Source organism: Streptomyces sp. SID11385 (genome assembly GCF_010548245.1).
In the GTDB taxonomy this organism is placed as follows: domain Bacteria; phylum Actinomycetota; class Actinomycetes; order Streptomycetales; family Streptomycetaceae; genus Streptomyces.
In genome coordinates this window covers 1-10719 of the sequence record NZ_JAAGLR010000538.1, presented here as the reverse complement: position 1 = coordinate 10719, position 10719 = coordinate 1, and the positions used below count along the sequence as shown (strand labels likewise).

7 protein-coding genes and 3 pseudogenes are annotated in these 10719 nt (G+C 68.4%); 5 read left to right on the top strand and 5 right to left on the bottom strand.

Annotated elements, in window-relative coordinates; all coding sequences use genetic code 11:
* Positions 1-420 (bottom strand): annotated as a pseudogene (locus tag G3I42_RS37640) (hypothetical protein); the annotation flags it as partial.
* A 73-nt stretch (positions 421-493) separates the two neighbouring features.
* Positions 494-841 (bottom strand): hypothetical protein, encoded by a 348-nt coding sequence (locus G3I42_RS16370; RefSeq protein WP_164286668.1) that lies wholly within the window; start codon positions 839-841, stop codon positions 494-496.
* A gap of 274 nt (positions 842-1115) precedes the next feature.
* On the opposite strand from G3I42_RS16370, the pseudogene G3I42_RS37635 reads away from it, so the two are divergent.
* Both G3I42_RS37635 and G3I42_RS16365 read left to right on the top strand, forming a co-directional pair.
* Positions 1116-1332 (top strand): annotated as a pseudogene (locus G3I42_RS37635) (IS1380 family transposase); the annotation flags it as partial.
* A gap of 31 nt (positions 1333-1363) precedes the next feature.
* Positions 1364-2707, top strand: a pseudogene (locus G3I42_RS16365) (IS1380 family transposase); the annotation flags it as partial.
* 211 nt (positions 2708-2918) lie between these two features.
* On the opposite strand, the gene G3I42_RS16360 reads toward G3I42_RS16365, so the two are convergent.
* Together G3I42_RS16360 and G3I42_RS16355 are read right to left on the bottom strand one after the other, a co-directional pair.
* On the bottom strand, positions 2919-3284 hold the full coding sequence (locus G3I42_RS16360) for a hypothetical protein (RefSeq protein WP_164286664.1): 366 nt from the start codon (positions 3282-3284) through the stop codon (positions 2919-2921).
* A 92-nt stretch (positions 3285-3376) separates the two neighbouring features.
* Positions 3377-7504: a nucleic acid/nucleotide deaminase domain-containing protein gene (locus G3I42_RS16355; RefSeq protein ID WP_164286662.1), complete on the bottom strand. Its 4128-nt coding sequence runs from the start codon at positions 7502-7504 to the stop codon at positions 3377-3379.
* Between the two features lie 422 nt (positions 7505-7926).
* Between G3I42_RS16355 and G3I42_RS16350 the strand changes: the two genes are divergently transcribed.
* Positions 7927-8775: a VCBS repeat-containing protein gene (locus tag G3I42_RS16350; protein ID WP_239096493.1), complete on the top strand. Its 849-nt coding sequence runs from the start codon at positions 7927-7929 to the stop codon at positions 8773-8775.
* A 113-nt stretch (positions 8776-8888) separates the two neighbouring features.
* On the opposite strand, the gene G3I42_RS16345 is transcribed toward G3I42_RS16350, so the two are convergent.
* Complete coding sequence (locus G3I42_RS16345; protein ID WP_164286658.1) at positions 8889-9134, bottom strand: hypothetical protein; 246 nt, start codon at positions 9132-9134, stop codon at positions 8889-8891.
* 147 nt (positions 9135-9281) lie between these two features.
* Here G3I42_RS16345 and G3I42_RS16340 point away from each other — a divergent pair, with 147 nt between their 5' ends.
* Together G3I42_RS16340 and G3I42_RS16335 are read left to right on the top strand one after the other, a co-directional pair.
* A complete protein-coding gene (locus G3I42_RS16340) occupies positions 9282-9953 on the top strand; it encodes a DUF6313 family protein (protein ID WP_239096492.1) in 672 nt (223 codons plus the stop codon).
* A gap of 2 nt (positions 9954-9955) precedes the next feature.
* Positions 9956-10483, top strand: coding sequence for a hypothetical protein (locus tag G3I42_RS16335; RefSeq protein ID WP_343244563.1), 528 nt, complete (start codon positions 9956-9958; stop codon positions 10481-10483).
* Positions 10484-10719 lie beyond the last annotated feature (236 nt).

Below are 10719 nucleotides of genomic sequence, written 5' to 3'. Positions count from 1 at the left end.
GACGAGCGCGGCGGCCTTCGCGCGGGCGGCGGCCCGGAGCACGTCGGCGGCGGCGGGCGAGGAGGCGTCGACGCCGATCGCGACGAGAACGTGGTCGCGCGCCGAGAAGGTCTCGCCGGGGTCGTAGACGCCGACGCCGCGTACGGGGACGGCGTGCCCGCCCGGCACGGTCACGACCTCGACGGCCTCCCCGGCCCCGGCGGCGAGGACGGTGGCGAGGGTGGGGGCGTCCTCGGGGGCCGGGGTGCCCTCGGGGACCGGCAGGCCCTGGTGGCCCGGGGTGCCACCGGCCTCCGGGATGCCACCGGCTTCCGGGGTGTCGCGGGGGTCCGGGACGGAGCCGGGTGACCGGACGGAGCCGAGGGCCCGGTCGTAGCGGGGTTCCCGGTCGTCGTCGGGTGCGGGAGGGGTGGGCGGCATCCGTCCATGGTGGCGCACGCGGGCGGCGGGCGGAGGCGGATGTGGGAGGCGGCACAGCGGGGCGCGGTCCGGCTCAGGCAGCGTGGAACTCCCGTACGACCTCGATCGGGCCGACGAGGTGCGCGTTGAACTCCGGCAGGTCCTCCGCCGGGACCCACAGTTCGAGGATCGTCTCGCCGCCCGCCTGCCGGACGGGGTACCGCGCGAGGAACGCGGTGTCGACGGCGAAGCGCGTGACGTACCCGGCGCCGTCGTGCTTGACATTCCAGTCGCGCGCGATGCGAACCGCGTAGTCCTCGTTGAGGACCGGGTAGAAGATCGGCTGCTCGGGCAGGCGCGGCGGCCACGCGCGCATCCCGCTCTCACGCACCAACGCCAGCTCGGCGGGGCCGGTGGGGCGCCAGAGGGTGGTGGTGCGCATGGCGGGGTCCTTACGTGAGCGGGCGGCGGGGCCTTTCGCGCGAAGGTAGCGAGGGGTGGGGGCGGAGGGCGAGGGATTTACGGGGCGGAGGGGCGGGGGTATCGCGAGGCCCGCCGCACCGGAGAAGGCGGCCCGCCCCTCTCAGCGTGATCGACAATGCCTCACCGCCCCTCGACCAGCGTCCGGCTCCGCCCGCCTCACCTCCGAACTCCCTCCCGCACCCCTGGACGTCCTCGCACGTGTCGGCGTCCAGCGGGAGGCGGAGGGGGCCCGGCCGAAGGGCACGAGATTGATCATCCGCACGGAACGTCCCCACACGGGAGCCCATTTGCGGTTCACCGACCTCGACCGTCGACGGCTGACCTGCTCCGCCAACGACACCAGAGGAAGTCAGCTCGCCGATCTCGAACTGCGTCACCGCCGCCGGGCCCGCTGCCAGGGCCGCATCCGAGGCGCCCGCGCCAACGGCCTGCGACAACCTGCCCCTGCACGAAACGGCCCCGAACCAGGTCCAGCTGGAACCGCGTCCGCTTCACCACCCGATGGGTGGTCTCCCAGACCGGCGGTGTGCTGCTGGTGGAGACACTTCGCAAGACCGGCCTGGACAGGGCGATATCGGCGGCATTGGCGCCGTGGCGCAAGCTGCGCGCGGTGCATGATCCGGGCAAGGTCCTGCTGGATGTGGCGCTCGCGGTCGCGCTGGGCGGGGACTGTCTGGCGGACGTCGGGATGCTGCGGGCCGAGTCAGCCGCGTTCGGGCCGGTGGTTTCCGACCCGACGGCCTCCCGCCTGATCGGCACCCTCGCCGCGGCCGGACCGAAGGCCCTTCACGCGATACGGACCGCACGGGCCGAAGCGCGCAATCACGTCTGGAACGTGGCCGAGCATGCAGCCCCGGACGCCGCGGGGCAGGTGATCGTCGACCTGGACGGGGTGCTCGTGCTGGCTCACTCCGAGAAGCAGGACGCCACCGCGACCTGGAAGAAGACCTTCGGACACCACCCGCTGATGGGGTTCGTCGATCATGGAAGCGGTGGCAGCGGGGAGCCGGTGCCCGGCCTGCTCAGGCCGGGCAACGCAGGCAGCAACACCGCCGCCGACCACATCACCGCGGCCCAACTCGCCCTGGCCCAACTGCCGAAGAAGTACCGACGCGGACACCAGACGCTGATTCGTACCGACTCCGCAGGCGGAACGCACGAGTTCACAGCCTGGCTCGCCCAGCGGGGAAGGTGGCTGTCGTACTCGGTCGGTATGACCCTCACCGACGCCATCCACCAGGCCGTCCTCAAAGTCCCGCCCGCCGCATGGACAGTGGCCGTCGAGCCGGGCGGCGAAATCCGCGACGGCGCCTGGGTGGCCGAACTCGACGGCGATGTCCTCAAGGGCTGGCCGAAGGGAATGCGGCTGATCGTCCGCAAGGAACGGCCGCATCCCGGCGCCCAGTTGCGCTTCACCGACGCCGAGGGCCTGCGGCTCACCGCGTTCGCCACGAACACCACTGGCGTCCCGATCGCCGCACTCGAACTGCGGCACCGCCAGCGGGCACGTGCCGAGGACCGCATCCGCGCTGCCCGGGCCACCGGTCTGCGCAACCTGCCCCTGCACGACACCGCGCAGAACCAGATCTGGCTGGAGATCGTCCAGATCGCCCTTGACCTGCTGGCCTGGATACCCATGCTCGCGCTGACCGGCAAGACCCGCACATGGGAGCCCCGCCGTCTCCGACTCCGCCTGTTCTCCGCCGCCGGTCAGATCGTCACGACCGCCCGCCGCCGGCACCTGAGATTTGCTCGCCACTGGCCCTGGACCGACGCGATCATTGATGCCCTGGCACGGCTCGAAGCGCTCCCGAACCCAGGCTGACCAGCGCGTTCCCGTCCCTACGAGCAGCACCACTCCGACCGGAGCCGTGGAACCCGGCGCCCACCCGCCGCGACAGCCGGGTACTCAGCCTGCCGATACACGCGCAACAAGCCGAAACTGCCCGCCAGATGAACCAACGGGCCGTCACGAAAGATCGAGGCTAGTAACCAAGCTTCGCTGCCCCGTGCCGGTCACGATCGAGTAGGGTCGCTCACTTCGACCGGGATACAGATACCAAATATGGATTCATATCGTCCTCTGCCTCCCTTGCGGCAAATCCAGCCAGCCCAAGGATTCGAATAATCGCGTCACACATAATCGATGCGAGGTGCGCATCATGCTTTACTGGATTGATGCCGCTTAGGCTTTTCATGCTGCGATTGACTGCGATTGGAGAATTCCAGGTCACCGTCACTTCGCCGAGGTCGCCGATTTCATTTTCTACCATAATGAGTGCGCCGATGGGAGATTCCTCTTCGGTGTTTTCGATGCTGGCCGGAAGACCGGCCAATCGCAATTCTCGGCAAACTTGTAGTGCCAAGTCCTCCCTGGCTGTCATTTCGTCATCGCTTGCCAAAGTGTACTGAATTTTATTTCACTCCCTATGTCGGTCGCGACGTAATGGTTGCATATTAATTGCGCCGCGACCGACCCGCAGTCACGTTCTGACTAGCCCGCTTGCTCTGATATGTATCTCTTCAAGAGAGCGGCGGCCTGTCTATTTATCTCGGGGTACTCGCTGTATGGAACCACCCAGCTGACGGCAGCATTGGGGTTGAGCTTTTGTTCAAGAAGGGGACCGCACTTGCCAGGGCAAGGTTTGCGGTCAGTGTACAGCGCAGTGATTTCCTCGGGGCTGCGCCCCTTCTCTTCTATCTGCGCCAGGATATTTTCCTCCGCATGTGCACCAGTCCCTGCCCCGCTGCGTGCCACAACGTAGTCACCCCAGACAGGATCATTCCATCCAGGGAGGTGTGCAACTGCAACGTTCCGCTTCCACCCAACCTGCATCTTTACTCGATACTGATAGCCGATTTTCCCCAGGGCTGTGCTGTTGTATTTGACAAAGCCGCGGCAGATATCGGCAGCGCCCGACGCGGAAGCCGCTCGGGTCGTGGGTACAGGCGCTGTGAGTGCGCAGGTCTCCGCAGAAGTGGCCAGTGCCTTCAGCGTGCTTCCCGCGAGGGCCGATTCTGAGATGCCAGCAGCGCGAAGGCCCTTCCAGGCGTCCTCGATCCCAAGGCCCGTGCGAGCCGCAGCGTCCAGCGCTCGCACACCATCGGCGATCAGCCCGAGCGGCTTGCCGAGGGGGACGAACATTGCCGCAGTCCATGCGCAACCAGATGCACTCCCGTGGAGGCAGCTTTCGAAGTCGCCGAGGACCACGGCGTAGAGGATGGATCCGAGCGTGTCGCCGAAGAGGTTTTGCCAGCCGAGACGAATGATGTCCCAGCTGCTGAAATGGTGGGTCCAAGTACTTTGGGAGTCCTTGAGAGTCTGGGTCTCAAGGTACTGCCAGGATTTTTTGGGGCAGCCTTCGGCTGTGGCGAGGGCTTGGGCATCGGTGCACAGGTAGAAGTCCGCGACGACGTCCATGTGCAGGGTGTACGTAGCGGTACACCCGTTGAGAAGATCGGTAGGGCATTCGCCGATTTGATCGCCGCTGATCAGCTTAGATGCCTTCTCGTCAACGACGTAAAAGACTCCGCCAATTCCGGTGCCGGCACCATCCGAAATGCTCTTATTTGCCTGTTCCGCTTCGGCTTCCTCGGCGGCTTGCTGGGCTGAGTCCGCGTATTTTTGTGCGTCTTTGGCTGCTTCTTCTGCTGCGGTGGCGTCGCGATCGGCCTGTTCCGCTGCCTGGCGAGCGTCGCTTGCGGCGGCTTCGGCTGCGTCTGCTGCCGCGTGGGCTGCTTCGGCGTCGAGTGCTGCTTGGTCGGCGGAGGCCCGGGCGTCCGCGGCGTAGCCTTCCGCGCGTCCTGCGGCTTGGTCTGCGGCGAGGGCGTCGGCTGTTGCTTGCTTGTCGTAGTCGACGGTCCGGGCCAGTGATGCGGTGGCCTTGGCTGCGGCTTCTGCTGCTTGGGCGCTGTAGCCGAGTGCTTCGGCGGCGTAGCCACGGGCTTCGGCTGCGGAGGCAGCTGCGTTGGCTGCGCTTTGGTAGGCGGCTTTGGTGTCGGCTGCGGCCTGGTCGGCCAGCTTCTGGGCGAGGGCTGCTTCCTGTTTGGCGTTCTTGGCGTGGGTGTCGGCGACTGCGGCCTGTTGTTGCGCGATGGTTTTGGATGCTTGGCCGGTCAGGACGACCAGGGGTGCGGCGTAGTCGGTGGTGATGTAGGGGGAGCCGAGTTCGATGGCGTCGTTGGCCGGCTTGGCGACCTGTGCCGCGGCGTGCTGGGCGTCGGCTGCGGCCTGTGCGGTGGTGTAGGCGTAGCCAGTGGCTTTTGCCGCGGCGGCCTGGGCGATGTCCGCCTGCTTTTTTGCTTCGTCGGCGTCGGCCTTGGCTTCCTCGGCGTGCTTTTCGGCGTCGTCGGCGTCCTTGACCGCTGCCTTGGCTTCGGATGCGGCGTCCTTGGCGGCGTCGATGGCGTCGGCGGCGGCGCTGGTTGCGGTGGTGACGGCGGCGTCGGCTTTGAGCTTGGCGGCCTGGGCGGCGTCGGCGTCCGAGCGCGCCCGTGTCGCGGCTGCCTCTGCTCGCGTGGCGGCCGCATCGGCGTCCGCCGCCGCCTTGGACGCAGCGTCGGCCTCGCTTCGGGCAGCGCCTGCAGCCGCCTCGGCATCGTCAGCCGCCTGGTCGGCCTCATCTGCTGCGGCTCGGGCGGCTGCCGCGTCGTCCTCGGAGTCCTCGGCATCGGCGTACGCGTCCTTGGCATCGGCCTTGGCTCGTGCGGCGTCTGCCTGTTGTTCGGCGTCCCAGGCGTCGTCGCGCTTCGCCTTGGCGTCGTCCCGGGATTGCTCTGCGGCGGCGCGTTTGTCCGAGGCGGTTTTTGCCGCGCTCTGCGCCCGGGTCTCGGCGGCTTCCGCGGAGTCCTTGTAACCCTCGGCGTTCTTCTTGTGCTCGGCTGCCTCGGCCTGTTTGGCGGCGGCCGTCTCCTTCTCGGCCTTGGCCGTCTTCTCCTCTGCCTCGGCGGCGAGGCGCTTGGCGTGCGCGTCGGCCGCTGCCGCCTTGGCGACGCCTTCCGCCTTGAGCGCGTCGGCGAGCTTGCTCTCGGCGGTTTCCTTGTCCTTCTTCGCGTTGTCGCGGTGCGTCTTTGCCGAGGACGCTGCCGCGGCGGCCTGCTGTTCCGCGAGCTTGGCGGACTCCTTGCGGAACTCGGCCTGCGTCTGGGCGGTCTGAGCAACGGCGCGCTCGGCGATGGTCTTGCTGTCGGCCGCCGAAGCGTGCGTGGCCGCCTCAGCCGTCTGGGCGGCGATCACCATCGCGTCCAGCGCAGCCGCGGCACCGTGCGTGACCTGGGCCTTCTGCTGTCCGACGAGGAGACCGCGGCCGCGTGGCGCGCCGTTGTCGTCGGCGATCTTGTTCGCGGCGGCGATCGCGGTGTCGGTGACGGTCACCGCGCGCTTGGCGGCGGCGGCCTGCTGCTTGAGCTGGATCAGCTGGGCCTTGGTCACCGACTGCGCGTTCGCCAGGCTCTGCTTGGCCAGCGTGAACTGCGAGGCAGACGGCTGAGTGGTCTCGTTCTTGCCCCCACCTCCTGGCGACCAGTACGCCTGCCAGCGCACCGTGTGGTCGGCGACCCACGCGTAGCCGAGCATGTTGCCCAGTACCTTCGCGCCCGACGTCAGTGCCTTGGTCGCGGTGGTGTTGGCATCGACGATCTGGTTGCGCTGTGTGGCCTGCGAGGTGATCTCGGCCTGCCACTCGCCGGCGGCGGTCTCAACCTCTGGACGCAGGACGCGGTCAGGGTCTATCGGGTCGCGCCAGGCACACGCGGCGAAACGGGTCTTCAGGTTCTCGACAGCGATGCGGTACTCGGCACTGTCGACGGCCGGCGCAGAGCTGGGAAAGCCTCCTGATTCCAGGAAGATGCGGGCGTTGTCGGCGCCCATGGGCTCCATCGACCACTTGGCAAGCTGGTTGTACGCGGAATTCCTGGTGTAGGCCCGGTCCCACTCGTCCGAGGGCAGTTCGGGATCGAGGGTGCCGTCACCGTAGAGAGGTTCACCCTGAACCTTGACCGCCTGCTGCGTGTCCTTGTTGGCGAAAGGGGTCGGGTCGTCGTAGTACTCGTCCTCGTCCCGCATGACCTGCTGGAAGTACCACTCGTTCAGCCCGGTCTGTTCGAAGAAGTCCTTCTGCCCGCTCTGCCAGTTGGGCGGCTCGTAGAAGTCGGCCCGGCTCTTGAAACCGCCCGGCTCGTCGAGGCCGCTGAGGGCCGCCTTCCACTTGGCGGTCAGGCCGTCTTGGGACTCGGTCGCCGACCCGGCCGCCTCGTGGTCGCTTTCGTAGGCGGTGGCGAGAGGCGTGTCTTCCCAGTAGTCCCGGTTCGCGAGGCTGTGGAGTTGTGCCGGGTCCTGGTTGAGCCCGTCCTGGGCTATCGCACTCATGCCGGGTCCGCCCAAGCGCAGCACCCCGCTCATCAGGCACTGGTCCTGCCGCAGTTGCTCGGCGGCAGTATCGACGTCCCAGTCGTCCTCGTCGCTGTCGCTGACCTGAACCATGCGGTCCTGGCGGGGAAGGCCGCCCGGCTGGATCGCGAAGCCGCTGATCAGCGCGAGCGCCGTAACAGGGACAAGGCCGGTGGCCAGGCCGCGGAACCGGCGTCTGAGGCGCCGTCCGAAGCGCGGCGGTCTATCACGCATGAGCTTCTCCTAATCATGGACATGGCAAATGGCCGCCAGGACTCCGGCGGGAGGAGCGCGGCTGACTGCTACGTGCCGAGCGCCACTGACGCCCCATCGTGTTCATTCACAAGGGCGGCATATCTCGGTCACACTAGCCACACAGATCATGCATATGGCAAGGTTTTCGTGGTGACCAAGCAAGGTCCCCTGTCCAACTGTCCGGATAACTGCGGGGTTTGACTGGACGGTGTGCCGCACCCGGGAGCGGTGGACGGGATGCGCCCCGCCGTCTCCGTGCCTGCGACCTCCAGGCACGGAATCCGAACCATGACCGCCGATCGTCCTTGTTACTGGAGAAGACACTCATGCCGCCTACTGCCGCACGCCCCTGGCGCAGAGCGCTGCAGTTCTGCGCTGCGAGCTCTGCCCTGGCTCTCACGATGTTCACGGCTTCCACGACTGCCGCTTCAGCATCAGAGGCCACCCCCGGCGACCGGGCCGCGCGCGTCACCGGTGCAGCCCGCGATGCAGCACCGAGCCGCCCCTTCACCACACGCGCGGCGGCAGTGCCGGTCCCTTCCTTCGGCCTTTTCGGCATCCGGCCAAACGGAGAACTGAACTACCACCCACCCCGCGGCGACGGGGTCTTCGGCCCACGTGAACTCCTGGCCACGGACTACACGGACGTCAAGACCGCCAGCAACGCGGACGACGACGGTGACGGCATCGCCGACGACACGTGGCTATGGACTACCGACGGACGCCTTTCCAGTAGTTACGGCTATGTCGGGGGCGGCTGGAACAAGTACGACATCGTCTTCTCTCCCGGCAATCTCGGTGGCGCGGCCGGGTACGACATCCTCGCCCGCGACGCCTCCGGCGTCCTGTGGATCTTCCTCGGCTACAGCGACGGCACTGTCACCCAGGCCTACCGAGTGGGTGGTGGATGGGACGCCTACACACAGATCATCGGTAAGGGAGACCTCACCGGCGACGGCAAACCCGACCTCGTCGCCCGCGATACCTCCGGCGCACTCTGGCTCTACGTCGGCACCGGAGACTGGCACGCCCCCTTCGAAGCGCGCACCAAAATCGGAAACGGCTGGAACGCTTACGACTCGCTCGTCGGTGTCGGAGACAACGACTACGACGGCAAAGCCGACCTCATCGCCCGCGAACCCGCCGGAGACCTCTACTTCTACAAAGGCACCGGCAAGGCCACCGCGCCCTTCGAGACCAAACGGAAGATCGGTACCGGATACAACATCTACCGCGTCATGTTCTCCTGATCTGCACCTCGTGCGCCTCCAGCACTCACCGTCAAGCTTTGCCATCGCCTGCTCGCAGGCGATGAGGAGGGGCGTCCGACGAGCCGGGCGCCCCTCCTCATCCGTACTCCCGCCTACGCCGGGTCCATGCCCACCAGGTCCGCCTCCTGCGCGAGGCGCCTCAGCTCCGCGACCTCCCATCCCGTGAGGCGGGCGATGTCGGTTTCGGTCTGGACGGTGAGCGCGGGGTCCTCGCGGACGGCGCGGAGCGCGGCGACGATCTCGACGACGAGGTCGTCGCGCGCGGCGGTGAGGGCCTGGGCCGCCTCCGCGTGGCGGTGGGCGGCGAGTTCGAGGCGAGCCATCGGGTCCGTGGTCATGGGCGGGCGTCTGCCCCGCCCAGGGGCGGACATTCCGGCGGGCGCCGCGCCGCGTCTCGTACAGGTGCTTTCTTTGACGCCCTCCGTACGCAGGGGCCACAATCTCCTTCCCCGGTGTCCCGGGGGTGCGTGAGCCAGGGGGAGCCCATGCCCATTCCCGTCCCGCCGCATCTCGACCTGCCGTCCAAGACGGGGGGCCGGAAGGTGCGGCTGCGCAGGGCGTTCCGCTCGCGCAAGGCGCTGCGCGGGCTCACGCAGTGGGTCGTGGACCGGGCGATACCGATGGCGGTGCTGCTCGCCGCGCTGTGGTTCTTCGCCGCGCGGTACGACGGTGGCGGCGAGGTCTACCGCGTGTTCACGCTGCTCGACGAGCCCGAAGGGCACCCCCTGCTGTGGATCGCCTCGGCCATCGGCTGGGTCGCCGTCCCCGCCATCATCGGTGGCGCGGCGGGGCACGTCATCACGCAGCGGATCGACCGGGTCAAGAAGCAGCCCAGCAACCGCCTCTTCCGCCGCCGCAGCCTCAAACAGCGCCTCACCCCGCCGGGTGTGATCGACGACCTGCGCCCGTACCGCTACGGGACCACCTCTCAACAAGCCTTCGTGGACGCCTTCGTGCGCGTCGCGCATCGCAACGACTGGGCGCGGGCACAGGACCACTGGGAGGTCTACCTGCGCGACACGATGTCCACGCAGCAGTACGCGGATCTCGACCGGCACGAGTGTCTGCGCCAGGCGCGGAACGTGGCGCTCATCGCGCTGCGCGTTTCCGCGCTCTCGGGCGACGGCCACTGCATCGTGTGCGACAGGAGGCGGTGACCGTGCGCTCCGAGGATGTCGTCGGCCTCATCGAGGCCACCCTCGCCCTCGCCTTCCCCACGGCGAGCACCCAGGGCCTCACCCGCGCCGCCGAGGCGGTCGCGCGCTGGGGCGCGGAGGACGCGGCCCAGTACCTGGACGACCCGCTCGCCCTCCGTATGATCACCGACCTGCTCCAGGTCGCGGGCGTCCCCGAGGACGACTACCGCCCCGCCGAGCCGGACGGCAGGGCGATGGAGCGGGAATCGGAGTACCGCGTCTGGTCCCACACCGACGAGATGCCGGACCTCCCCTACCTTCCCAGACCTCCGGACCGGCCCCGCCGCACGCGGCGCGGGGAGGAGGGGGAACGGGCGGCCCACGAGAGCGGGCGCGAGTACGAGGAGCGGGAACGAGGAGAAGGGCAGGAGAGCGCGCGGGCCGGTGAGTTCGGGCGCGATAGCGGGCGCGAACCCGGTCCCGACGGGAACCGTCCCCCGGGCCGCCGCTGGCCCTTCCGCCGCAACCGGGACGACGGCCGCGACGGCTGAGGCGAGGACGTACGGGGCGGGCCGGGCACGTACGGAGGGCGGGGCGACGTACGTCCGAGGGGGAGTGAAGCGTTCCTCGTGTACGCGGGGCGTGCGCGGGGGAGCATGGGCCGGGGGAGTCGCAGCGGGTGGGTCCCCCGTGGGGGGACGGGGGCTCGTATGCGCAGGTACCGGGGAAGTACGCGTCGGTCCGTGGCGACGGCGGGGGCGGTGCTCGCCCTCCTCGTGCCGCTCGC

Bases quoted from the DNA above. Each gene is read 5' to 3' on its own strand.
- G3I42_RS16350 (WP_239096493.1), top strand. From the start codon at position 7,927: ATGTTCACGGCTTCCACGACTGCCGCTTCAGCATCAGAGGCCACCCCC.
- G3I42_RS16340 (WP_239096492.1), top strand. From the start codon at position 9,282: ATGCCCATTCCCGTCCCGCCGCATCTCGACCTGCCGTCCAAGACGGGG.
- G3I42_RS16355 (WP_164286662.1), bottom strand. From the start codon at position 7,504: ATGCGTGATAGACCGCCGCGCTTCGGACGGCGCCTCAGACGCCGGTTC.
- G3I42_RS16345 (WP_164286658.1), bottom strand. From the start codon at position 9,134: ATGACCACGGACCCGATGGCTCGCCTCGAACTCGCCGCCCACCGCCAC.
- G3I42_RS16370 (WP_164286668.1), bottom strand. From the start codon at position 841: ATGCGCACCACCACCCTCTGGCGCCCCACCGGCCCCGCCGAGCTGGCG.